This window comes from Mycolicibacterium smegmatis, assembly GCF_001457595.1.
In the GTDB taxonomy this organism is placed as follows: domain Bacteria; phylum Actinomycetota; class Actinomycetes; order Mycobacteriales; family Mycobacteriaceae; genus Mycobacterium; species Mycobacterium smegmatis.
The window spans coordinates 1452555-1475810 of sequence record NZ_LN831039.1 but is presented as its reverse complement, the minus strand read 5'-3'; the positions used below and the strand labels follow the sequence as shown (position 1 = coordinate 1475810).

General features: G+C 66.1%; 22 protein-coding genes and 2 pseudogenes. 14 read left to right on the top strand and 10 right to left on the bottom strand.

What is annotated here, in order from left to right; translation table 11 throughout:
* The first annotated feature begins 20 nt into the window (after positions 1 to 20).
* The 13 genes and pseudogenes from AT701_RS06815 to AT701_RS06765 all read left to right on the top strand — a co-directional run bounded on the left by AT701_RS06815 (position 21) and on the right by AT701_RS06765 (position 11970).
* Positions 21 to 689, top strand: a complete 669-nt coding sequence (locus AT701_RS06815) for an isochorismatase family protein (protein ID WP_058125511.1) — start codon at positions 21 to 23, stop codon at positions 687 to 689.
* A gap of 8 nt (positions 690 to 697) precedes the next feature.
* Positions 698 to 1543: an alpha/beta fold hydrolase gene (locus AT701_RS06810; protein WP_058125510.1), complete on the top strand. Its 846-nt coding sequence runs from the start codon at positions 698 to 700 to the stop codon at positions 1541 to 1543.
* A gap of 29 nt (positions 1544 to 1572) precedes the next feature.
* Positions 1573 to 2958: an MFS transporter gene (locus AT701_RS06805; protein ID WP_223495423.1), complete on the top strand. Its 1386-nt coding sequence runs from the start codon at positions 1573 to 1575 to the stop codon at positions 2956 to 2958.
* Complete coding sequence (locus tag AT701_RS06800) at positions 2955 to 3830, top strand: FAD binding domain-containing protein (RefSeq protein ID WP_058125509.1); 876 nt, start codon at positions 2955 to 2957, stop codon at positions 3828 to 3830. Before AT701_RS06805 ends, AT701_RS06800 begins: the two co-directional genes overlap by 4 nt.
* Positions 3830 to 6232, top strand: a complete 2403-nt coding sequence (locus tag AT701_RS06795) for a xanthine dehydrogenase family protein molybdopterin-binding subunit (RefSeq protein ID WP_058125508.1) — start codon at positions 3830 to 3832, stop codon at positions 6230 to 6232. The genes AT701_RS06800 and AT701_RS06795 overlap by 1 nt, the downstream gene beginning before the upstream one ends.
* Positions 6225 to 6779 carry a (2Fe-2S)-binding protein gene (locus AT701_RS06790; RefSeq protein WP_058125507.1) on the top strand — a complete coding sequence of 185 codons (555 nt, stop codon included), beginning with the start codon at positions 6225 to 6227 and terminating at the stop codon, positions 6777 to 6779. The genes AT701_RS06795 and AT701_RS06790 overlap by 8 nt, the downstream gene beginning before the upstream one ends.
* Before the next feature lie 14 nt (positions 6780 to 6793).
* Positions 6794 to 7426, top strand: a complete 633-nt coding sequence (locus AT701_RS06785; RefSeq protein ID WP_223495421.1) for an SRPBCC family protein — start codon at positions 6794 to 6796, stop codon at positions 7424 to 7426.
* Positions 7427 to 7724: 298 nt separating this feature from the next.
* Positions 7725 to 7889: a CocE/NonD family hydrolase gene (locus AT701_RS35625; RefSeq protein WP_223495419.1), complete on the top strand. Its 165-nt coding sequence runs from the start codon at positions 7725 to 7727 to the stop codon at positions 7887 to 7889.
* Positions 7890 to 9428, top strand: a complete 1539-nt coding sequence (locus AT701_RS06780; RefSeq protein ID WP_223495416.1) for a CocE/NonD family hydrolase — start codon at positions 7890 to 7892, stop codon at positions 9426 to 9428.
* A 109-nt stretch (positions 9429 to 9537) separates the two neighbouring features.
* Positions 9538 to 9765, top strand: coding sequence for an EthD family reductase (locus AT701_RS06775; RefSeq protein WP_223495415.1), 228 nt, complete (start codon positions 9538 to 9540; stop codon positions 9763 to 9765).
* Between the two features lie 8 nt (positions 9766 to 9773).
* Positions 9774 to 11298 (top strand): annotated as a pseudogene (locus AT701_RS06770) (aldehyde dehydrogenase family protein).
* Positions 11299 to 11361: 63 nt separating this feature from the next.
* Positions 11362 to 11475, top strand: a pseudogene (locus AT701_RS35620) (TetR family transcriptional regulator); the annotation flags it as partial.
* A gap of 72 nt (positions 11476 to 11547) precedes the next feature.
* A complete protein-coding gene (locus AT701_RS06765; protein WP_235630851.1) occupies positions 11548 to 11970 on the top strand; it encodes a hypothetical protein in 423 nt (140 codons plus the stop codon).
* A 9-nt stretch (positions 11971 to 11979) separates the two neighbouring features.
* Here the strand turns inward: AT701_RS06765 and AT701_RS06760 are convergent, their stop codons facing one another.
* Positions 11980 to 13023: an aldo/keto reductase gene (locus AT701_RS06760; RefSeq protein ID WP_058125505.1), complete on the bottom strand. Its 1044-nt coding sequence runs from the start codon at positions 13021 to 13023 to the stop codon at positions 11980 to 11982.
* Between the two features lie 115 nt (positions 13024 to 13138).
* Between AT701_RS06760 and AT701_RS06755 the strand changes: the two genes are divergently transcribed.
* The gene (locus AT701_RS06755) at positions 13139 to 13972 is read left to right on the top strand and encodes a helix-turn-helix transcriptional regulator (RefSeq protein ID WP_058125504.1); all 834 of its coding nucleotides are present in this window, start codon (positions 13139 to 13141) and stop codon (positions 13970 to 13972) included.
* A gap of 291 nt (positions 13973 to 14263) precedes the next feature.
* Here AT701_RS06755 and AT701_RS06750 read toward each other — a convergent pair whose 3' ends face one another.
* The 9 genes from AT701_RS06750 to pucL all read right to left on the bottom strand — a co-directional run bounded on the left by AT701_RS06750 (position 14264) and on the right by pucL (position 23256).
* The gene (locus AT701_RS06750; RefSeq protein ID WP_011726768.1) at positions 14264 to 15670 is read right to left on the bottom strand and encodes an IS1380-like element ISMsm3 family transposase; all 1407 of its coding nucleotides are present in this window, start codon (positions 15668 to 15670) and stop codon (positions 14264 to 14266) included.
* A 298-nt stretch (positions 15671 to 15968) separates the two neighbouring features.
* Positions 15969 to 16910: a hypothetical protein gene (locus AT701_RS06745; RefSeq protein WP_058125503.1), complete on the bottom strand. Its 942-nt coding sequence runs from the start codon at positions 16908 to 16910 to the stop codon at positions 15969 to 15971.
* A gap of 155 nt (positions 16911 to 17065) precedes the next feature.
* Positions 17066 to 17233, bottom strand: a complete 168-nt coding sequence (locus AT701_RS06740; protein ID WP_011727582.1) for an alkylphosphonate transporter — start codon at positions 17231 to 17233, stop codon at positions 17066 to 17068.
* A 242-nt stretch (positions 17234 to 17475) separates the two neighbouring features.
* Complete coding sequence (locus tag AT701_RS06735) at positions 17476 to 17790, bottom strand: response regulator transcription factor (protein WP_306672560.1); 315 nt, start codon at positions 17788 to 17790, stop codon at positions 17476 to 17478.
* A gap of 134 nt (positions 17791 to 17924) precedes the next feature.
* Positions 17925 to 18317, bottom strand: a complete 393-nt coding sequence (locus tag AT701_RS06730; RefSeq protein WP_058125502.1) for a hypothetical protein — start codon at positions 18315 to 18317, stop codon at positions 17925 to 17927.
* Between the two features lie 130 nt (positions 18318 to 18447).
* Positions 18448 to 19506, bottom strand: coding sequence for an isopenicillin N synthase family dioxygenase (locus AT701_RS06725; protein ID WP_058125501.1), 1059 nt, complete (start codon positions 19504 to 19506; stop codon positions 18448 to 18450).
* A 144-nt stretch (positions 19507 to 19650) separates the two neighbouring features.
* Positions 19651 to 20985 (bottom strand): guanine deaminase, encoded by a 1335-nt coding sequence (locus AT701_RS06720; RefSeq protein ID WP_058125500.1) that lies wholly within the window; start codon positions 20983 to 20985, stop codon positions 19651 to 19653.
* A complete protein-coding gene (locus AT701_RS06715; protein ID WP_058125499.1) occupies positions 20982 to 22340 on the bottom strand; it encodes an 8-oxoguanine deaminase in 1359 nt (452 codons plus the stop codon). The genes AT701_RS06720 and AT701_RS06715 overlap by 4 nt, the downstream gene beginning before the upstream one ends.
* A 16-nt stretch (positions 22341 to 22356) precedes the next feature.
* Positions 22357 to 23256, bottom strand: a complete 900-nt coding sequence (pucL, locus tag AT701_RS06710; protein WP_058125498.1) for a factor-independent urate hydroxylase — start codon at positions 23254 to 23256, stop codon at positions 22357 to 22359.

The following is a 23256-nucleotide window of genomic DNA, read 5'->3' as shown; positions in this document are numbered from 1 at the left end:
AGCCGAGGAAGGGACGTGACGTGACCGGACGAACACACTGGGGACCCGAAACCGACCAGGTGTACGACACCGCGGGTTTCGGCTCGCCTGCCCGGCTGGGCGACCGGCCGGCCGTCGTGGTCGTCGACCTCACGCGCGGATTCACACAGCCCGATCATCCGACCGGCTGCGACCTCACGGATGTGGTCGCCCGTACCGAAACACTCTGCACGACAGCTCGATCGACGAACATTCCGGTGATCTACACCGTGATCGCCTATACCGCCGCCGAAGCCGATGGCTCATCGATCGCCTGGTTGGACAAGGCGCCCGGTATGCGCGCCATGCGCCACGGGTCGGAGGCTTCGGCGATCGACCCCAGACTGACGGTGACCGAGGCCGACGAGGTGATCGTGAAGAAGGGCGCCTCGGCGTTCTTCGGTACGCATCTGGCGGCCCTGCTGACGAGCCTGGGCCGGGACACCGTCATCGTCTGCGGCGCCACCACCAGCGGGTGTGTACGCGCCACCGCCGTCGACGCCGTACAACACGGGTTCGGCGTCATGGTGGTCAGTGACTGCGTCGGCGACCGGGCCGAGGGCCCCCACCAGGCAAACCTTTTCGACATCAACGCCAAATACGGCGACGTCGTCGAGCTCGATGCTGCGCTCAAGTACCTTCAATCGGCCGACGTGGCCGCCAACGGTTAGGACAGCGTGTGGACCGTCGATATCTGACCCAAGAAGCACTGGCCGATCTCGCAACCGTACCCGCGACCAGTCGCTGGGTCGTCACCAATTCGCTTGCGCTGCACGTGCTGGACTACAACGCCGCACCGGCCGTGCCTCCACTTCTGGTCCTGCCGGGCATCACCAGCCCCGCCATCACGATGAACTTCGTGGCCGTGGAGCTGACCGACATCGCGCACCCCTACGTGGTGGACATCCGCGGCCGGGGTCTCTCGGATTCCGCCACCTCCTACACACTCGACGACTACGCCGAGGATGTGGAAGCCATCGTCGATGATCTCGCGCTCGACGACGTCAGCATCCTGGGCCACTCGATGGGAGCCCGCATCGCGGCGGTTGTTGCCGCACGCGGCCGGGTGCCGATCCGTTCGTTGCTGTTGGCAGATCCACCGATGAGCGGGCCCGGCCGCGGACCCTACCCCACCACGCTCGAGACCTTCCTCGCCCAGCTCGCCGAGGCGCGCGCCGGCACCACCACCGCCGAAGTGGCGAAGGCGTGGCCACGCTGGCCGCAGTCGGAGCAACGCCTGCGGGCGCACTGGCTGTCCAGTTGCGACGTCGAAGCTGTCTCGCAGACGCACCGGGGGTTCGAAGAAGACGATTTCTTCGACGTATGGCCCAAGCTCACCTCGACGACCACGCTGATCTACGGCAGTGACAGCCCGATGGTGCCGGCAGATGGCGTGGAGCACGCCCGATCGATGAACCCGCAGGCCAATCTGGAATCCATTCCCGACGCAGGCCATATGTTGTTCTGGGACAACCCAGCCCCAGCCCTGGCGAGTGTTCGCCGGGCACTTTCCGCATCCAAGTGACGAGGCTCGCCATGCAAACAGCTGAGCAAGTGGTTCAACAACTCCCCTGGCGCTGGAACGTTCAGGGGCGTGTCTTCATCATCGGCGGACTGGGCTACATGTTCGACGCCTGGGACGTGGTGCTGAACGGGTTCCTCACGCCACTGGTCGGTGATTTCTGGGGACTCGGGATCACCGAACGCGGCATGGTCGCCACGGCGAACCTGATCGGTATGGCCATCGGAGCCGTCTCCTGGGGAACCGTTGCCGACAAGGTCGGCCGGAAGAAGGCGTTCAGCATCACGATGCTGATCTTCGCGGTCTTCTCGGTCCTGGCCGCACTGGCACCGTCGTACTGGGTGTTCCTGTTGCTCCGCTTCCTGGCCGGGTTCGGGTTGGGTGGTTGCATCCCCGTGGATTACGCGATCGTCAGCGAGTTCTCACCGGCCCGGCTACGGGGACGAGTGCTTGCGGCGATGGACGTGTGGTGGCCGATCGGAGGAACGTTGTGCGGACTGGTCGCAACGTTGCTGGTCCCGATCGATCCCGACGCCCGCTGGCGAATCATGCTGGTGTTCATGGTGCTACCCGCCCTCCTGCTGTTCTGGGTGCGCCGCTCGATTCCCGAATCACCGATCTATCTGGCCCGCAGCGGTCGTGAAGAGGAGGCGCGGGCGGTCGTCGACGATCTGGTCGCGCGCACGGGCACACCGCCGGTTCCGTACCGGTTCAGCCCTCCCGAGGTCGTGGCGAAGATGACCTTCGCCAGTGCGGCGGCCCAATTGCGTGACATCTGGCGGTTCAGCCCCCGGATCACCAGCACGTCGTGGGCCCTGTTCATCACCATCATGCTGCTCTACTACGGAGCGCTGAGCTGGATGCCGTCCATCCTCCGTCAGAGCGGGTACGGCAGCTACGCGGCGTTCGCCGGGACCACCCTGATGACCGGCGTGGGCATCATCGGTGTCCTGGTGTCGTCGTGGTTGTGCGAGAAAGTCGGCCGCAAGTGGGTGATCGGAGTTTCCGGTCCGGTGGCGGCGCTGGCGTTGGTGCTGTTCGGCCTCACCTTGTCGATCGACACGGTTCCGCTGATCTTCCTCGGAATCTTCGGCTTTGTCATCCAGCTGACCATTCCGGTGCTGTATGCGTACGTGTCGGAGCTGTACCCCACGCCTGTGCGCGCAAGCGGATTCGGCTGGGCCTCTTCGGTGAGCCGGGTGGCGTCGGGCTTCGTCCCGCTGTTGTTCGGCACGCTGCTGTGGCCGACCTTCGGCCTGCCGATGACCTTCGCCATCATCGGTGGCGCCGTCGTGGCGGCTGTCGTGTGGATGAGTGTGGGAGCACCGGAGACCAAGGGGCGTGAACTCGACACCTTGGCACCCATCGCGAAAGAACCCGCCCTCACCTCTGCCCCCGACGTGCGGAGCGGTGCGTGAAACCTGCTGCCTTCCAGTACCATCGGGCGCACAGCGTCGCGCAGGCCGTCGATCTGCTGTCGGAGTTGGGTGAGGATGCCAAGATCATCGCAGGCGGACAGTCGCTGGTCGCCATGATGAACTTCCGGTTGGCACGCCCGGCGAGCCTGGTCGACGTGTCCGGCATCGCCGACCTCCGTTACGTCGATCGAGGGCAGACACTGACCATCGGTGCCCTCACCACGCACCATGACGTCGAACGGCGTTTCAAATCGGTTCTTTCCGACGGTTACACCGTGATCGGTGACGCGATGCAGTGGGTCGGGCACCTGCCGATCCGGACGCGGGGAACCATCGGGGGCAGCATCGCGCACGCCGACGCCACCGCCGAGTGGTGTCTGCTCGCTGTCCTGCTCGACGCCGACATCGTCGTCGCGTCACCGCGGGGAGAACGGACCATCGCGGCCTCGGACTTCTTCTTCGGTCTGTACACCACCGCACTCGAATACGACGAGATGATCATCGCGGTGCGCTTCCCTCGCCCTGCGCCGCACGCGGCATTGACCGAATACGCCCAACGCCACGGTGATTTCGCGGTGGTCGCGGCTGCGGCAGATCTCGATGTGGCCGACGGCGAGGTGGTGTCGGGCCGCGTCGCGCTCGGCGGTGTGGCACCCGTGCCGATCGTGTGTGACGCGGCACGGGCGAGCCTGGAATTCGCCGGACCGATGACGCCCGATCTTGCCAAACGTTGCGCCGACAGGATTGTCGCCGAACTCGAGTTCGACGAGGTTGCCACCCCGGGCGGTACGGAATACCTCCGCGGTCTCACCCACCACCTGGTGGTGACCGCATTGCTGCGGGCGGCGGCCACCGAAAGCGTGGCGGCCTGATGACAATTCACGCCGGTACAAGTGATCATCTGCTCGCCCGTGGCGGTTCCTGGGTCGGAACCTCGGTCCGCCGCCGGGAAGACCCGCGCCTGTTGACGGGCACCGGTCGCTTCGTCGACGACATCTCCCTGCCCGGAATGGTGCACGCGCAGTTCGTCCGCTCCACGATCGCCGCGGGCAAGATCCTCTCGATCGACCTCGGTGCGGCGCAGTCGATCAAGGGGGTGCGGGCCGCGTGGGACGCCGACGACCTCGCACTGGGGAACATGGTCGCCACCCTTGACCGGCCGTTGACGGAGTTCGTGCCGACCGAGATGCCGATCCTCGCCTCGGACACGGTGCGCTTCGTGGGAGAGCCGCTGGCGATCGTCGTGGCCACCGACCAGTATCTCGCCGAGGATGCCCTGGAAGCCGTGACCGTCCGTTACGAACCGGGCGTCGCCGTGACCACGATCGACGAGGCACTCGCGACCGGGGCGCCGCTCGTGCACGAGCAGGCCGCCCACAACACCCTCGTCGACGTGTCCCTGTTCGACAGCGCAGGCACCGATGAGGCCTTCGCCTCGGCAGCGGTCGTGGTGAGCGTGCACAGCAAGACCGGCCGGCAGAACGCACTTCCGATGGAGACCCGCGGCGCGCTGGCGTACTGGGACGACCGCGACGAGCAGTTGGTTCTCTACACCTGCAGCCAAGTCCCCCACCTGGTTCGGACCGTCACCGCCAGATCGCTGGGTCTCGACGAACGCAAGGTCAGGGTGATCGTGCCCGATATGGGCGGTGGGTTCGGGATCAAGTGCGTGGTGGGCCGCGAGGAGATCGCGGTGGCCGCCGCGGCGCTGCGCCTGCGCAGGCCCGTCAAGTGGACCGAGGATCGGCGAGAAGCGCTGACGGCGTCGTTCCTGGCCCGTGAGCAGCGCTACGACGTTCGGGCGGCCTTCGACGAAACCGGCCGCCTGCTCGCCATCGACGCCGATGTGGTCTGCGATATGGGCGCCTACTCGTGCTACCCGTTCACCGCCGCCATCGAGCCGCTGATGGCCTCTTCCGAGCTTCCCGGGGTCTACAAGCTGCCCGACTATCGCGTACGTGGCCGCGCCATCGCATCCAACAAGGCACCGTCGGCGCCGTACCGGGGAGTCAGCAGGCCCCAGTACGTGATGGTCGTCGAGCGATTGATGGAGCGCGCAGCCCGCGAGCTGAACATCGACCCGGTGGAGATCAGACGCCGGAACCTCATCACGGTGTTCCCCTATACCGGGGTCAACAACATCACCTACGATCCCGGGTCCTACCTCGAATCGCTGAACCTGTGCGAGGAAACGTTGCGCCGCGAGGGTTGGTTCGATCTGCGTGACCGAGAAGCCGGTCGGCACATCGGAATTGGTTTCTCATGCTTCAACGAGCGCACGGGCTACGGTTCGGCGGCGTTCGCGGCGCGCAAGATGGACGTCGTGCCCGGGTTCGACGTATCGGACATCACGATGGACATGGACGGGACCGTCGTGGTGACCACGGGGACCCTCAGCCACGGGCAGAGCCACGAGACGACCATGGCCCAGATCGTCGCCGACCGACTCGGCCTCGACATCGAGCAGGTCAAGATCCACCAGGGCGACACGGACCGAATCCTGTACGGGTACGGGAGTTTCGCCAGCCGCTCGATCACCATCGGTGGAAGCGCGGTCGCGCTCGCCGCGGTCAAGCTCGGCGACAAACTCCGCGACATCGCGGCGCATCTCCTCGACACGCACATCGACAACGTGCAGCTCGACAAGGGGCGGGTGCGCCGCGTCGACGATCCGTCGGTGTCGCTGTCCTACCGACAGCTGGCCGACATCGCCTACGCGAAGGCACATCTGCTGCCCAAGGGTCTGGAACCGGGGCTGCGCGCGTCGGCGAGTTTCGACGTCGACAATGACGGCACGTTCTCGAATGCCACTCACGGCGCGGTGGTCGAAGTGTTCGAGGGCACCGGCGATGTGAAGATTCTGCGGTACTTCTGTGTGGAGGATTGCGGAGTGGCGATCAACCCGACCGTTGTCGAGGGACAGGCCCGCGGTGGGATCGCGCAGGGCATCGCCGGCGCGCTCTTCGAGGAGGTCACCTACGACTCGACCGGCCAACCACTGGTGGCCAGTTTCATCGACTATCGCGTGCCGACCGCCTGCGAGATCCCCGACATCGGGATCGCGCATCTGGAAACACCGTGTCTGTTCACCGAATCCGGCGCCAAAGGCGCCGGCGAGGGTGGCACCATCGGCGCGCCCGCGGCAATCCTCAACGCCGTCAACGATGCCCTGCGCCATACGGGAGTCGAACTCGACGACACACCGATCCCCATCCACGCTGTCGCCGCGGCCCTCTCCCGTGTTCACCACGACGAGAAGGCCGACGATGACTGACCGCATACTGATCGAGTTGAACGTCAACGGCACCGAACACGAGTTGATCATCGAACCCCGCCGCACGCTGGTCGACGCCCTGCGCCACGACATCGGTCTGACCGGCACGCATGTCGGCTGCGAGCATGGCGTGTGCGGCGCATGCACGGTGCTGGTCGACGGGGCGCCCACCAGAGCGTGTCTGATGTTCGCCGTGCAGGCCGAGGGCAAGCAGATCCGCACCGTGGAGTCCCTGGCGAACGACGACGGCAGCCTGGGTGACCTGCAGCAGGCTTTCACCGAGAACCACGGCTTGCAGTGCGGGTTCTGCACCCCGGGATTCCTCATGCTCGCGCAAGGGTTTCTCGACGAGGTTCCCGACCCCACACGTGAGGAGATCCGCGAGGTCGTGGCGTCGAACCTCTGCCGGTGTACGGGTTACCAGAGCATCGTGGACAGCATCGCTTCGTGTGCCGCGAACCGGCGGGCCAAGTGTCAGTCCGGTGCCGAAGTCGATGCCGAAGTCGATGGCGAACCGACCCTTCAACAAGATCGGCGATCGAAGTGAAACTACGCAACACCGTGGCCATTCCCGCTGCACCCGACGAGGTGTTCACGCTCATCCAGGACGTCGAACGGATCGCGGTCTGTGTGCCAGGCGCCGCGTTGACCGGTCGGAGTGACGACGCCTATCTCGGCAACATCAAGGTCAAGGTCGGGCCGATCTCCGCGGCATACGACGGCAGGTTGCAATTCGTGAAAACCGACGAAGAGCGTCGTCGGATTGTGTTGGACGGCAGAGGAGTCGACTCGCACGGAGGCGGCGATGCGCAGGCACACGTCGAACTTGCGGTGGTCGAATCCGGCGGCGGGTCCGAGTTGCAGGTCGACACCGATCTCGTGTTGAGCGGCAAGATCGTCGCGTTCGGCAAAGGCGCGATCGTCGCGGTGTCGAACAAGCTCATGGAACAGTTCGCACACAATGTGGCGATGCTGCTGCAGACAGATCCGGCATCCGGCGACGCCGTCGGGCCGGCACCCGTCGCGGGCACACGGTCGCATTCCCTGCACGGCCCAGCCGCCCCCGATCCGACCCTCGACCTGTTGTCGATGATTCCGCCAGGCGCGAAGAAAGGCATCGCCTTCGCCGGTGTCTTCCTGGCGGGCATGGTCGAGGGCTGGCTCGTATCGCGAGCGTTTCCGCGACGCCGCTGAGAGGCTCAGCGGACGATCTTATCGCCACTGATCACCCTCTTTCCAACCTTGAAGTTGGAAAGAGAGCTTCTTTTTGCATCCACGACCTGACTGAGCCGGTCGAAATCCCTGCCAGCACGCTGATCCGAGGCTAGGGTCGCGCGGTCCTCCGTCGACATGTGCCGTCCGTCGACCCTCCTATTTCCAACTCACTGGTTGCTTTCTGGCGTGAGCCATGACACACTCCAACTCATCAGTTGGAAAGTGGCCGCGGGAGCTTTCCGCCGCCGCTCACCGCTCACCGTCAGGAGGACACAACGTGATCATCGAACGTGACGTCGCCGTCCCGTGCGACGACGGACTGATTCTGCGGGCGGACGTGTTCCGCCCCGACGACGGCGAGCCGGCGCCGGTGGTGATGACCCTCGGCCCGTACGGAAAAGGTGTCGAGTATTCCGATGGTTATGCACCGCAATGGAATTAGTTGATCACCACCTACCCCGACATCCTGCCCGGCTCCAGCAGGTCGTACATGGCGTGGGAAACCGTGGATCCGGAGATCTGGGTGCCGTGGGGGTACGCCGTGGTGCGTGTGGATTCTCGCGGCGCAGGCCGCTCCCCCGGCGTTCTCGACATGCTCTCGCCCCGCGAGGTCCGCGATCATCACGACGCCATCGAGTGGGCCGCGCGGCAGCCGTGGAGCACCGGCAAGGTGGGTCTCAACGGCATCTCCTACTACGCGATCAACCAGTGGTTGGTGGCCGCCCAACAGCCGCCGTCACTGGCCGCGATGATTCCGTGGGAAGGCGCCGGTGACTTCTACCGGGACTGGGCCCGGCATGGCGGAATCGTCAGCAATGGCTTCCTCGAGGCCTGGTACCCCCGGCAGGTCGTGTCCGTGCAGCACGGCAACCCCGACGGCAGGATGGACCGCTGGCAGGGCGAACGGGCTACCGGCCCTGAGGATTTGAGTGAAGAGGAACTCGCACTGAACCGTAACGATCCACTGCCGGAGATCTTGAAACGGCCACTCGACGACGAGTTCTACCGGGACCGGTCCCCGGACTGGTCGAAGGTCACGGTGCCGTTCCTCAGCGCCGCGAACTGGGCCGGGTTCGGCCTGCATCCACGCGGCAACTTCGAGGCGTTCACCCAGGCCGCGTCGGCGCAGAAGTGGCTCGAAGCGCACCCCGGGCGCCACGAGGAATGGTTCTACCTGCCGCAGGGCATGGCGCTGCAGAAGGAGTTTCTCGACCATTTCCTCAAGGGAGAGGACAACGGCTGGGACGCGCGACCGCCGGTTCTGCTGCACATCCGTCGGCCGTTCACCGACAAGGTCGAGGTCCGCACCCATTCGGCCTGGCCGCTGGAGAACACGCAGTGGACCGAGGTGCACCTCGACGCCGCCGACATGGCGTTGTCCTTCGACCCGGTCGACACCGAGCACAGCGTGACCTTCGATGCCGCGGGCGAACCGCTGACCTTCCTCACCTGCCCGCTCACCGCCGAAACCGAACTGACCGGACCACTTTCGGCGCGGCTGTTCGTGTCGTCGTCGACCATCGATGCGGACCTGTTCGTGACGTTGCAGGCATTCGCTCCCGACGGCCGGGAGGTCGAGTTCCAGGGCACCATCGACCCGCACACCCCGCTGGCCCAGGGCTGGCTGCGTGCCAGCCACCGCAAGCTCGACGTCGCCCGCAGCCTTCCCTACCGGCCGTACCACAGTCACGACGAGCTCCAGCCGCTCGATCCCGGCACCATCTACCAGCTCGACATCGAGATCTGGCCCACGTGCATCGTGCTTCCTGCCGGATACCGGATCGCGCTGCAGATCAGCGGCCACGACTTCGAGCGTGAAGAGCCCAAGGACGGCAACGAGGCGTGGGTCTCCCGCGGCTCCGGCCCGTGGCTGCACACCCACCCCGAAGACCGGCCGGCGAGCATCTACGCCGGTCGCACCACCATCCATACCGGCGGGTCGACCCCTTCGACACTGCTGCTTCCCGTCATTCCCTCGTAATCCACTCGCATGCAATCACATTCAGAGGAAACAATGGTCAAACTCGTCGTCTTGTACGGCCACCCCAACGATCCCGCATCCTTCGACGATTACTTCGCGTCCGTTCCACATGCCGCTGGCCGAGACGATCCCAGGCGTCGTGGACATCACCTACGGTCACGTCGCGAGCGTCGACGACACCGCCGCCCCTTATTACCTCGCCGCGGAAGTGACTTTCGACAGCCTCGACGATCTGCGCGCCGGCATGTCGAGCCCCCAGGGCCAGGCGACCGCCGCGGATGTCGCCGAGTTCGCCACGGGAGGCGCCACCAACTTCATCCAGACCGGTCGGCGGTGAGCGATCCCATGACCCGCTACTCCGCACCCGGCACCACCGGAAGTGTCGTGACCTTCGCCGACCGCTACGAGCACTTCATCGGAGGAGAGTTCGTCGCGCCGGCCAAAGGCGAGTACTTCGAGAACGAATCCCCGGTCAACGGTGTCGTGTTCACCGAGGCCGCACGAGGCACGGCCGACGACATCGAACGCGCACTCGACGCCGCCGAAGCGGCCGCCACCACATGGGGCCGCACCTCACCGTCCGAACGGGCCGGGGTGCTGCTGAAGATCGCCGACCGGATGGAAGCCAACCTGGAGAAACTCGCCGTTGCCGAATCCTGGGACAACGGCAAGCCCGTGCGTGAGACCCTCGCGGCCGACCTCCCCCTGGCCATCGACCACCTGCGCTACTTCGCCGGGGCGATCCGCGCGCAGGAAGGCGGCCTCTCCCAGATCGATGACGACACGGTCGCCTACCACTTCCACGAACCGTTCGGGGTGGTGGGATTGATCATCCCGTGGAATTTCCCTCTGCTGCTGGCGATGTGGAAGCTCGCACCGGCACTTGCGGCCGGCAACACCGTCGTCCTCAAACCCGCCGAGCAGACACCGGCCTCGATCCACGTGCTGCTCGAACTGATCGCCGACGTGGTGCCCGCGGGTGTGATCAATGTGGTCACGGGATTCGGCCTCGAAGCCGGCAAGCCGCTCGCCGGTAGTCCCCGCATCGCCAAGGTGTCGTTCACCGGTGAGACCAGCACCGGCCGCGCGATCATGCAATACGCCTCGCAGAACCTGATTCCCGTGACGCTGGAGTTGGGCGGCAAGAGCCCCAACATCTTCTTCGCCGACGTCGCCGACGCGAACGACGACTTCTACGACCGCACGCTGGAGGGCTTCACCATGTTCGCCCTCAACCAGGGCGAAACCTGCACCTGTCCGTCGCGTGCTTTGATCCAGGCCGACATCTACGACGAGTTCCTCCAACGGGCGGTGGCGCGGGTCGGCAAGATCGTCCAGGGCAACCCGCTGGACACCGCCACGATGATCGGGGCCCAGGCGTCACGCACGCAGTTCGAGAAGATCCTGCAGTACTTCGAGATCGCCAAAAACGAAGGGGCCGTGATCCGTAAGGGCGGGCACGCCGCCACCATGGAGGCCGACATCGCGGGCGGGTACTACATCGAGCCCACCATCATCGAGGGGTCGAACTCGATGCGGGTGTTCCAGGAGGAGATCTTCGGTCCGGTGGTGTGTGCGACGTCGTTCGACCAATATGCCGACGCCATCAAGATCGCCAACGACTCGCTGTACGGCCTGGCGGGTGGGGTGTGGACCAGAAACGGCACGGTCGCCTATCGCGCGAGCCGGGACATCCAGGCCGGCCGGATCTTCGTCAACGACTATCACAACTACCCCGGCGCACGCGGCGTTCGGCGGGTACAAGCAGTCCGGCATCGGTCGCGAGAACCACAAGATGATGCTCGAGCACTACCAGCAGACCAAGTGTGTCCTGACCAGTTACGCGACCGCTGCGAAGGGCTTCTTCTGATTCAGGCGGTGCGCAGCTCTCACAGTTCCCAACTGACCAGTTGGGAACTGTTAGACTGCGCGCATGGCCTGGGACACCGCGCGCACCAAGCAGAAGCTGCTGGACGCCGCCGTGCACGAGTTCAGCGAGCACGGTCCGCTGGGCGCCCGCGTCGACCGCGTCGCTTCGCGGGCCGGCGTCAACAAGGAACGCATCTATCAGTACTTCGGGAGCAAGCAGAACCTGTTCAGCGCCGTGCTCGAACAGGAGATGATCAAGCTCGCCGCCGCCGTCCCGCTCACGCCAGAACTGGCACATGATCTCGGTGAGTTCTCCGGGCGCATCTACGACTACCACCGCGAGTACCCGCACTATCTGCGGTTGCTGCTGTGGGAGGGTCTCGACCGTAATCCGTTGGACGGCAACCCACCTGCGGCGCGCGACGAGCGGGCCGAGCATTACGCCGGTGACCGCCGCGTCGTTGCCCTGGCGCAAGCCGACAAGACGCTCCGCGACGACGTCGCACCGGCATATCTGCTCTACGTGGCCCGATCGATGGCCGCGTGGTGGCTTGCGGTCCCTGCCGCCATCGATCTCATGCTCGGCACCACTGTGGCCGGCGAGGGCCCCGAGGTGCGGCGCAAGGCGTTGGTGACCCTGGTGAACGACGCGGTGCGTTACCGGAAGAGTTGACGCGCAACCTCACGATCCCCCTGTCACATTCCGGATGTGGTCACTGGCGAGCATCTGATGGGGATAGCCGAGGTCGATCGCGCTGGCCTCGTCGAGGCGCGCGAGGTGGTCTTCGGCCAGGTCGATGTCGAGCGCGCCGAGGTTTTCCTCCAGTTGGGCGGGTGTGCGGGCGCCGATGACCGGCGCCGTGATGTCCGGGTTCTGCAGCATCCAGGCCAGGCCGGCCTGAGCGGACGTGCAGCCCAGTTCCGCCGCAACGTCTTTCAGCACGTCGGCAATGGAAATGTTGCGTTCGGTGACGGTGCCCAGGGCGGCGTTGAAGCTTCCCCGGGTGCTGCCTTCGGACGCGAGGTGGCTCGCCGTGAGGTCGTCGCGGCGGTACTTTCCGGTGAGCACGCCACCGCCCAGCGGCGAGTACGGCGTCACCCCCAGCCCCATCTCACGTGCCATCGGTATCAGGTCGCGTTCCCCGGTGCGTTCGATGAGGTTGTACTCGATCTGCAGCGCGACCAGCGGTGACCAGCCGCGCAGGTCGGCGATCGCCTGCATCCGTGACACCTGCCAGGCCGGGGCGTTGGAGATACCGACGTAGAGGATCTTGCCCTGCCGCACCAGGTCGTCCATACCCCGCAGGATCTCCTCTACGGGTGTCGCGAAATCCCACACGTGCAGGAAGAGCAGGTCGAGGTAATCGGTGCGCAGTTGCCGCAGGCTCGCGTCGACCGACGCGACCAGGCTCTTGCGCGAGGCGCCTGCGGAGTTCGGGTCGCCCGGTCGACGTTGCGTGGTGTATTTGGTGGCCAGCACAAGGCTTTCGCGGTTACCCTGCGTGAACTCGCCGAGCAGCCGTTCGGAGCTGCCGTCGGTGTAGGTGTTGGCGGTGTCGATGAAGTTGCCGCCGCGCTCGACGTAGAGGTCGAGCAGTTTGCGGGCGTCGTCGCGTTCGGCGCCCCAGCCCCAATCGGTACCGAAGGTCGCGGAACCCAGGGCCAGCGGTGAGACCCGTAATCCGGAGCGTCCCAGCATCCGGTAGGTGTCGAGTGTGAGCGCCATGTGTCCTCCTGTGCTCGTGATGTGTCGTCCCCCTCAGGCTGGCCTTCGCGCGCGCCGGGGGTAAGGGAAGAGACATCCTGGGAACAGGAGTCCTACCGAAGCGGTTGCAGGGTTCATGGTGACCTCTGTCGTGGATGCGACGCACGAACTGGCCGCATTCCTGCGGAGCCGACGCGAACGCCTGAACCCGCAGGACCTCGGCCTGCCCATGCGTCGAGCGATCCGGCGTACCCCGGGCCTGCGCCGCGAGGAGGTCGCCGAGATCGCCGGGGTCAGCACCGACTACATCGTGCGATTGGAGCAAGGCCGTGGCCTGCGGCCCTCGGCGGAGGTGGTCGAGGCCCTCGCCGGCGCGCTGCGGCTCAGCCCGGCCGAGCGGGCCTATCTGTACGACCTGGCCCGGCAGCGGCCGCGCGGGGCCGACAAGCCGGCGACGACGGCGGCGCCACCGCTCGCCCGGATGGTGAGCGACCTGTCACCACTGCCCGCGATGCTGATGAATCACCGGTTCGACATCCTGGCCTGGAACCCGGAGATGGCGCGACTGCTCACCGATTTCGGTGAGCTTCCCCCGGTACAACGCAACGCGATGTGGGTGTGTTTGATGCATCCAGAAGTCAGCGCGTTCTATGTGGATCGGGACCGCGTCGTGCGGGACGCGATCGCCAATCTTCGTGGCGCGTGGGCCGCGCATCCGGAGGATCGGATGTTGACCGATCTCATCGGCGAATTGACCAGTGCGCACAACGAGTTCGCTCGTTTATGGGCGGCCCAGGACGTCAGTGGAGGCGGACGCGGTCAGAAGGTGATCCGGCATCCTCAGGCCGGCGAGATCGCCATGCATTTCGAGGTGTTCATGCCGATGCAGGAAACTGATCAGCGGTTGATGATCGGCCGCGCGGCCGATGACGTCAGCCAGTCGGCGCTGGATCGGTTGGTGGCGCGGTAACCGTCCGTCGGCGACCGCTGGTCACATCCGTCACTTCCGCACCTGGCGGGATTGGTGTGTATGAGTTCGAAGTGCGATATCACCGGTGATATCGCACTTTTCGTGAGTACCCCACTTCTCTAGCCCGGATTTTTCGTCGATGGTGATGGCGGTGGATTTGTAGGGCGTGATGGTTGGTCGGGTGACGTCTGCGGTCACAAGGCATGCTGGGGTGGTCCCGTGTCGCCGGGTGGGGCGGGCTTTCCCATGGCCGGTAGGTCTTTCGTGATCGATCGGTCGGGAGGCCGGCTGTTATCCGAAGGCGGTGCGCAGGTGTTGCCAGGCGGTGGCGATCGCCGATGCCCAGCGCCAGGTGGCGTCGATGCGCAGCCGGAGTTGGCGGGCGCCGCGGGTGATGCGGGCTGCGACGTGCAGCACGCGGTAGCGGAACGTGGCGATCTCGGCGCGGGCCAGCGTCGGATCACTGGTGAATCCGATGAGCCGTGCCCAGGTGACCAGGTCGGTGGCGGCCAGGACGATCTCGAGCCAGGCGGCGTTGGCCCAGAAGCCGTGACACGGCAGGTTGCGTAGGCCGGTGTTCTTGAGTTCGCGGATGCGGTCCTCGACGCGGGCGTGCTGGCGGTGCCGCAACTCCAGGCCGGCGACTTGGCCGGCCACGACACCGGTGGGTGTGTCGGTGATGAACGCGGTGACGCGCATTCCGTCGGTGTCGGTGAACCGCAGCTGGGCGCCGGGATGCGGTCTCTCCTTGCGCAGGATCAGCCGGGTGCCCGGCGGCCAGCTGTTGAGGTTGACCAAGGTGGTGGCCTCGGCGACCCAGGCGCCGTCACGGATGCCGCCGTCGGTGTCGATGGCCGGGTACCAGCCCTCGGCAAGGTTGAGGGTGTCGGCGGCGTCCTGGACGCGGGCGTCGACGGGGTAGCCGAAGGAGAATCCGACTCCCTGCTCGCGGCAGGCGTCGGCGAATCGGTGGGTGGCTCCGGCGGTGTCGCAACGCACCAGCACCTGGGGCCGGTCGGGATCACCGCCACGACTCGAGTCGGGCCGCCACGGCGCGGGCAGCGCTGCCAGCGCCTGGGCCAGGACGATGATGTGGTCGCTGGCGGTGTTGGAGCCCGCGTTGCCGCTGCGCAGCAGCCCGGCCAGGGCTTCCCCGCCGGCGATCTCGGGGCGGTCCAGGAACGCCAGCAGCGGATGGTGTCCGAACGTTTTCTTCCAGGTCGGCGTCGCGCCGTGTTTGTTGTCGGAGTGATCGATCACCACGGTGGCGTCGATGTCGATGTGCAGCCAGCCACCCGGTTCGGGGGCCGCACCGGCGGCCCAGGCCGCCGCCCGCGCGCTGGCGCGGGCCGCGCGCACCGCAGGCAGGTGTGCGGCGTCGATGCGCTCATCGACCAGCCGCCACATCGTGGTCGTGGAGGCTTTCGCGCCGAACGCGTGCTCACGGTCGCCGCACAGTTGGCCGACCCCGTCAATGCAGTCCGCGCCGTCGGCGACCGCCGCGGCCAGATCGGCGAACACCTCGCCGGGTGCGTAGGTCCACGGCCCGCGGTAGGTGTCGGCCAAAGCGCCGGTGACCTGCGCTGATAGGCCGGTCCGGTCGGCCAGTTCCCGCAGTAGGCCCATCCCGGCGTGCGACACGACCCCGTGGCCGTCGGCTGACACTTTCACCCGCGATGCGGCCGCGATACTCTTCACCTGCGAAGTGCCTTCCCGTCAGGATGGTTGAACCCTAGAGAAGTCCAATTATCCCTTGCAGGACAGGCACTTTCGCTTATCTACACGCCCTCACCAGAGATAATCCGCGAAAAATCTGGGCTAGACCGCGTCATCGACATCCCACCACTCGGCTCGTCGCAACACCTCATCTATGTATTCGGGTTCGAATCCATCAAGCGTCGCGATGGTTCGTGACGTGAGTTCGTCGCGAATGCCGCGCTGCGCGTGTGCGAACGGAATGTACACACGCAACAGATCGGGGAGATCCAACGCGACTTCAAGCGGATATTCGTCGTAGGTGTTGTCGTCTCTCAGAACCTGTTCGACGCGACTGGGACTCCACCGGCAACGGATCGACGCTGCAAAGGAGGACCTCCGACAGCAGCAGACGGTGCTCAGTGCTGCCGAAGGGTGCAGATGGTTCTGTGGAATAGAATTGGTCACACAATTCCCCGACACTGATCGAACCGAGGTGTGGTCTTGTGCACTTGCCGCCGTCCGGCAGCCGCTGCACCAGCCAGCGAAGCAAGGGGCGGTCGAGTATCCCGTTCTCCCCCTGTCGAACCCACGTTTTTCTGGCCAGCCCGCGTTCGATCCACGCTCGCGCATCTGCCAGGCTCATCTCGGAGATCTCCGTCTCTCGGGCAGATTTGGTTACCTTGGCAAGCACCTCGTCGATCGACAGAGGCACAGCAGACCCATCGATGACGCTCGACAACGCGTTGTGATCGATGTGGACCGAGACCGCCAAGTCGTGGGTCCCGTCGATACGGGCACCGAGCAGGATCTCCTCGAAGTCACCAAGTAAGTGCGTGCCCCGCACGGCCCGGTGCACCTCGATCTGTGGGAGTGCGGCGATCCATCGCGGCAAGCCGCGACCTCGCTCCTCCACCACCTGTCGACATCGACGCTGGATCTCGGGTTTGTCGACGAGAAGCTCGGCGAGCACTGCGAGCAGCGACAACGTCTCCCTGTCCCGCGCCGTGAGCATCATGTTGAACATCTCGCCGACACTCGTGTCCGCGCTGAGCGAGTCACCTTCGTAGGCCTCCGCCAGGCGACTGGCCACGCAGAGCAGCTCGACAGGATGACCTGCCAAAGTGCCGCGAATGATGTCGATCAGTTCCGACGTGAGAACCGTCCCCGCATCCCGCTTCTTCGCTCGTCGCGCATCGCGGCGGGCCTGTTTCGCCCGGCGCGCTCTCCGTTTGTCACTCATGTCGCGGACGCTACTCAGACGTGGTGACAAGTCGGAGTGGTCGTCACAACCGTCACTTCAGCACCTGTGAGCGTTATGTGCTTGCGTAAGAAGTGCGATATCACCGGTGATATCGCACTTTTCATGAATACCCCACCTCCCCAGACCGCGGGGCATCACCATTCGTGATCACAGACCTCACAGCGCCATTGCTGGGGCATGACGCAGCATCCGGCCGGGTACAGCCACGGATCCCACGAGTCGGTGTCGACCGGCATGCCGTACACCAGCTTCGTGGTCTGCCGGCCGCCACACGCCGGACATTCGGGATGCTGTGCGAACATAAAATCCACCTATGATCGAAACCCGCTCTCTTGCACGAGGTCTCGGCAATCAACGCGGGCGGAGTTGCGTAGCGGCTGATGAGGACCGACACGCGGCAACGGGTCCACCGTGTGGATGTGGAAAGCCTCCGGCAGCCGGGCGCCCCCAACCGGGTGACGCCACGGCCGGCATGGTTACGCGGGCGCCAGCAGTGTGATCACACCGGCCGTCCAGTCGTCGGCCCGGAGAATGTGCACCCGCATCACAGGTCCGCCACATCGACGTAGCCGTCCTGGATCGCCCGCGCCACGAGCGCGGCCTTGGTGCGGGCGGGACGCCCGGCGCGCTCGTACTTGTCGCGGATGCGCTGCAGGTACGTGCGCACCGTGCCGGGTGCGAGGTGCAGCGCCTTTCCGACCTCGGTCTTGCTGTCGGATTTCAGCCACGCGATCAGGATCTCCTGTTCGCGGGCCGAAAGCTCCACGCGCGCAGGGCGTGCGGGTCGCGTGGGCTCCGGGCACACCGACGCCGTCAGGGCCTCGATGTGGCTGTTGGGCCGATGTCCGTTCAAAGGCATTCGCGCCGAGCAGGCGGTCATGGCAGTTCCCCCAATCTGTCGTTCGTCGCCCGCACGGTTGCGAGCCGAACAGATTGACAGAGGGCACCGACAAGTTGGTGTTCGCCCTGCTCAGGGCGCCAGATGTGCGCGATCTACGCGGACTGCTCCACCACGGCACGATCCCGCGCCGGTTCGACGTTCCACGTCGATTTCAGGACCAGCCGGCCGGCCGACGCGCCATCCTCGACGACGCGCGGCAGCAGGGCATGTTCACATCGGGGCGCCACGGGAATCGAACATGCTTGCGACGCGGGAAGGTTCGTCGAGTACGCGTGACCGTGGGCATCGACGTACTGGGTCGGCAATTCTGCGTAGGAGCCGACGATCCGGCGCGCGGCAGTGACAACCTGCCCGACGGCGCGTCGATCGAACTTCCTCGGCTTGGTCGAACTGCTCTCCCGAACGCGGGCAACTCCTATGCCCAGGCCCACCAACAGCAGTACACCGGATCCGCAGGGATACTGCAGGCGGAAGCCCTTCGACATACACCCCTCCAGGTACGTCTGAAAGCCGGCGTTGCAAACGCAACGGTATAGCGCACCGTACTCGCCGCACAGTCGTACGAACGGTGGATTCGGCTAATTTGCCGGGTTCAAATATCTCCCCGGCGCACCCTTACTGCGCGCCCGACGAGCTCGAGGCGTGCAACCGGGCCGATTCGCGTTCGGCTGCGGTGTTGGGAATCCCGATGCGCGAACCCGCCAGTTTGGCGCGCAGATGCTCGTCGACCGTGACCGGTTCGTACAGCGCAGGACGCGACGCGTCGACGAACGACGGGTGGGGCGCGATGACGGCGTCGGCGTTCGCGTCGAAAAAGAACGCCGCGGAGCGACGCCGTTGCACTCGTCCGTCGACCACCGGCGGCCGCACCCGGTGCAGCGTGGACAACCAGCGTTCGTTGGTGAGCCGCGCGGTGAGATCGCCGAGGTTGATCAGCAACGCGCCGTCGTCCGGTCTGACGTCGTGCCAGGCGCCGTCGCTGCCGAGGATCTGCAAACCTGGAGCCTGATCGGCCCACAGCACGGTGACGATGCCGTAATCGGTGTGCTCACCCATGCCGATCAACTCACCGTCGGTGGGAACTCGGGTGTCCTCGGGTAGCGCATAGTTGTTGATCCGCAACGTGTTGACCGAGTGACCGGTGCGGCTCGTGAAGTAGTCGACGGGGAGGTGCAGCGCGTCGGCGAAGATCGTGGTCATGGTCGTCGCGACCCGTTCGGCTTCACCGAAGTACGCCCACACCGCGCTGTCGAATCCGTCGACGTCCGGCCAGGTGTTCGTGGCGTAGTGATGCCGCACGTCGTCGGGGACGTTCGGGTAATCATCCAGCGAGCGGCCCACGTTGAACGCCTCGAAGAAGTCGTTCATGTTGTTGGTCGACGCCGCGTCCAGGCTCAGCCGCAACGATTCGGATTTCGGCGGACTGTACCCGCGGTTCTCCGACGCCGGACGACGCCACCTGTTCTTTTCGGCGAGCGGCAGTCCGAAGAACGCATCGGCGGCGTCGGTGAGACCGGCGATCACTCCGGGATCGATGCCGTGGCCGTGAATCTGGACGAAACCCACGGTGCTGCACGCGTGGTCCATATCAGCGGCGACCGTGGCCCTTGACGACGCGGACCCATGCGTCACGTAGGGGCTGATGTCGATGGCCGGCACCCGAAAACTGCTCATGGCGAACTCCTTTGGCGTGGTGACTTCACAGTCGTACGGCCCGGAGGTGTCCGTATCCCGCCCTGCTGGGGACGTCGTATCACGTTGAACTCGGGTATTCGCAACATAAGCCCGCTCGCGCATGCCCGCAACCGCAGCAGTAGGTCAGTTGAGCTTGCGGCCTTTCACGTAGACCTGGACCACAGCCTGTTCCCGCATGCCCATCAGCAGCGTGAACAACTGTGCGTCACGGTCGTATTCGTCGATCTGGGAAAGGGATTCGGCCAGCAGTTCCTGGCGGTGCGGGTCGACCACCACGAAGTCGGCCTCCTTGCCGGCGTCGAGGTTACCGATGCGGTCCTCCAGCGCAAGGGCCCGCGCGCCGGCGAGCGTCGCGGTGAACAGCAGCTCGGCCGGATGCAGCGCCACGGCCTGATCGCCCGGTTCGGACATGTGCACCTTGAAGCAGTCGTTGAGCACGCGCGGTATCAGCCACTCGTCGCCCGCGCTCACATCAGTTCCGAGGGCGACATTCACCCCGCTTCCCACCGTCGCCCGCCACGGCATGACGCCGCTGCCGAGGAACAGCTGCGAGGTGGGGCAATGCGCGATCGACGTGCCGGTGTCGGCCATCCGCGCCAGTTCATCGCGTGTGCAGTGCACAGCATGTGCCAGCACACTGCGTGGCCCCAGCAGGGTCTTGCCGATCGCGTCGTAGGTGTCCAGGTAGCTTTGCACACCGTAGGTTTCGCGAACCGCGGCGACCTCGTCGATGTTCTCGTTGAGGTGGGTGTGGAAGTACACGCCGCGGTCGCGGACCGAGTCGTAGAGTTCGCCGAGCGCATGCAGGGTCTGGGTGGTCACCGACAGCGCGAACCGCGGCACCACCGCGGCGTGCACCAGCGCCGTCGCCGGATCACCGGTGTCGGCGGCGTGCCATCGGACGATTTCCTCGGCCACCAACGAGATGGCCGTCGCCTCGTCGGTGAGCAACGGCTCGGCCGACGGCGGGCCCACGGTCTGAATCCCCCGCCCCGAGATGGTCCGCAGCCCGGTCCGGATCGACTCACGGAACAATGCGTCCTGCGCGTGTGAGAACGCCGACCCGAACACCAGCGCGGTGGTCGTCCCGACGCTGATCCGGCGACGGCAGAAGTCCTGCGCGACCCGCTGCGCGTACGCAGGATCGGCGAGCTTCGCCTCGGCGGGAAAGATGCAGCGCGACAACCAGTCCAGCAACTGGCCGCCGCCGTAGGAGTCGGTGCAGTAGGTCTGCGGGAAATGGATGTGCGTGTCGACGAATCCCGGCAGCAGGAACGCAGGCCGCAGATCAACCACCGCACCGCCGTCGGGCCGCGCGTCGAACGGACCGCTGTAGGTGATCCGCCCGGTGTCGTCGACCACGATGGCGCCGTCGGGTTCGTTCACCAGGCACTGCGCGGCGTCGGCAAGTCGCGGCGCACCGCCGATGTGGATCAGGTGCCCGCGGTAGGTCGTCATGTTCCGGCCCGCGCTCGCAGTGTGCGGGCCGCGTCGCGGGCATCACCCGCCAACGTCGCCGTATCGGCCGTGCGCAACTCATCGTCGGCGACCACGGGGACGCCGTTGACCAGCAGCAACCGCAGCGGCGCGGGCGGCCCGAACACCAGCGCGCACACGGGGTCGTCGATGTCGGCGTGGCCCAGGCCGTCCACCCGCCACAGCGCGATGTCGGCCAGCTTGCCGGGTTCGAGCGAGCCCAGTTCGCGGTCACGGCCGAGGCACCGGGCACCGCCGATTGTGCCCGCTTGCAGTACTTGTCGCGCAGTGATCGCCGTCGGCTCCAAGCGGTTGCGCGCCATCAGCAGCGCCTGCCTCAGCTCGCCGCCCAGGCCGCCGTGCTCGTTGGAGGCCACGCCGTCGACACCCAGGCCCACGGGCACGCCCGCGGCCAACAGTTCGGGGATCGGTGCGGTGCCCGCACCCAGGCGCGCGTTGGAGCTCGGGCAGTGCGCCACCCCCGTGCCGGTCTGCGCGAGCTTGGCGATGTCAGACGCCGAGAGGTGCACACCGTGCGCAAACCAGACGTCGTCGCCCAGCCAGCCCAGCGATTCGACGTAGTCGACGGGACGTGCGCCGAAGCGCTCGAGGCAGAACTGCTCTTCGTCGGTGGTTTCGGCGATGTGGGTGTGCAGCCGCACGCCGAGCTCGCGGGCCAGAGCCGCGGACTCCCGCATCAACTCGCCGCTCACCGAGAACGGCGAGCACGGGGCCAGCGCGATTCTGCACATCGACCCGAACGAGGGGTCGTGATGCGCGCTCACGGCGTCCTGACCTGCCGCGAGGATGGCGTCGATGTCCTCGACCACGTTGTCGGGCGGCAGTCCGCCTGCCGAGGCGCCCAGGTCCATCGAGCCGCGGGTGGGGTGAAAGCGCAGCCCTATGCGTTGTGCGGCAGCGATTTCCGCTCCGAGCACATCACCGCCGCCGCGGGGGAACACGTAGTGGTGGTCGGTGGTCGTGGTGCACCCGGACAGTGCGAGCGCCGCGAGTGCCGCACTGGCGGCGACGTACTCCAGGTCGGCGTCCAGGTGGCTCCACAGGGGGTACAGCGTGGTCAGCCATTCGAAGAGCGTGCCGTCCTGCGCGTGGCCACGGGTGATCCACTGATACAGGTGGTGGTGGGTGTTCACCAGGCCCGGTGTGGCCAGGCACCCCCGCGCATCGATGGTCTTGGCGCCGGGCACCTCGGGCGCCGGGCCCGCGCCGACCGCGGTGATGATGTTGTCGTCGACGACGATGTACCCGCGGTTGTGTTCGGTGTGCGCTGCGTCGACGGTGGCGATCGCGGCGCCGTCGATCACCAGCCTCGCCACGGTGTCCCCCAGCGCGTCACGCGAGCCAGCCCTGCTGCAGATCCCATGCCGGTCCGGGCGGCGGCGCGTCGTCGCGGGTGACGGTGGCCTGGATCAGGCCGTACGGGCGGTCGTCGGCGTGGAACACCTCGTTGTTGTTCTCCAGCCCGAACCGCGACAGGTCGTAGGCGAAGTGGTGCTTGTTGGGTGCGGACAGGCGCACCTCGGCGATCATCGGGTAGCTCTCCAGCACGGCCTTGCCCATGTGGAACAGCGTCTGCTGCAATGCCTTCGACTGCAGCACCGCGAACTGTTCGACCAAATGCGCCTTGACCCCGGTGTAGATGGCGTCCCAGTCGGCGTCGGTGGTGGTGAACCGCCACTGCGCGATCAGCGAGGTCGCCATCACGCGGTCGTGGGTGGGTTCGAGGACCGTGTACTCGTCGGTGAGGAATCCGGCGAACTCCGATCCGGTGGACTTCAGGATCACCAGGTCTTTCAGGCCGCCGACGATCCAGGCGCCGTCCGCGTCGACCGTCACGGCCGCGGTGCGGGTCTCCTGACCTTTGCGGATCCAGGTGTGGTCGTGTTCGGTACCGTCGACAACCACACGCTCCCAGGCATATTCGTCGATCTCGATGCGCGCCGCAGCGACGGGTTCGACGTCATCGACGAAGTGGCGGGCGAGCGCCAGCCCGTACTCCTCGATGGTCGTGATGCCGGGTTGTTTGGCGTAGGCGTACGCGGTCTGCTTCTGGCTGTCGGTGGGCAGCACCTGCGACTGATCGCCCGTGAGGTGCGCGCCGCTGAAATCGCCGCGCAGGCAGGTTGAGACGTTGAGGTCGCGGATCTCGTGCCGCGGGCTGTCGCGGTAGATCCGCACGACGCGGTTCTCGGCCTTCCCGTACTGGTTCTTGCCCAGGATGATGTCGGACAT

Coding starts and splice junctions, on each gene's coding strand:
- AT701_RS06795 (WP_058125508.1), top strand. CDS start 3,830: ATGACAATTCACGCCGGTACAAGTGATCATCTGCTCGCCCGTGGCGGT.
- AT701_RS06790 (WP_058125507.1), top strand. CDS start 6,225: ATGACTGACCGCATACTGATCGAGTTGAACGTCAACGGCACCGAACAC.
- AT701_RS06775 (WP_223495415.1), top strand. CDS start 9,538: ATGCCGCTGGCCGAGACGATCCCAGGCGTCGTGGACATCACCTACGGT.
- AT701_RS06765 (WP_235630851.1), top strand. CDS start 11,548: ATGATCAAGCTCGCCGCCGCCGTCCCGCTCACGCCAGAACTGGCACAT.
- AT701_RS06760 (WP_058125505.1), bottom strand. CDS start 13,023: ATGGCGCTCACACTCGACACCTACCGGATGCTGGGACGCTCCGGATTA.
- AT701_RS06755 (WP_058125504.1), top strand. CDS start 13,139: ATGGTGACCTCTGTCGTGGATGCGACGCACGAACTGGCCGCATTCCTG.
- AT701_RS06745 (WP_058125503.1), bottom strand. CDS start 16,910: ATGAGTGACAAACGGAGAGCGCGCCGGGCGAAACAGGCCCGCCGCGAT.
- AT701_RS06740 (WP_011727582.1), bottom strand. CDS start 17,233: ATGTTCGCACAGCATCCCGAATGTCCGGCGTGTGGCGGCCGGCAGACC.
- AT701_RS06735 (WP_306672560.1), bottom strand. CDS start 17,790: ATGCCTTTGAACGGACATCGGCCCAACAGCCACATCGAGGCCCTGACG.
- AT701_RS06730 (WP_058125502.1), bottom strand. CDS start 18,317: ATGTCGAAGGGCTTCCGCCTGCAGTATCCCTGCGGATCCGGTGTACTG.
- AT701_RS06725 (WP_058125501.1), bottom strand. CDS start 19,506: ATGAGCAGTTTTCGGGTGCCGGCCATCGACATCAGCCCCTACGTGACG.
- AT701_RS06720 (WP_058125500.1), bottom strand. CDS start 20,985: ATGACGACCTACCGCGGGCACCTGATCCACATCGGCGGTGCGCCGCGA.
- pucL (WP_058125498.1), bottom strand. CDS start 23,256: ATGTCCGACATCATCCTGGGCAAGAACCAGTACGGGAAGGCCGAGAAC.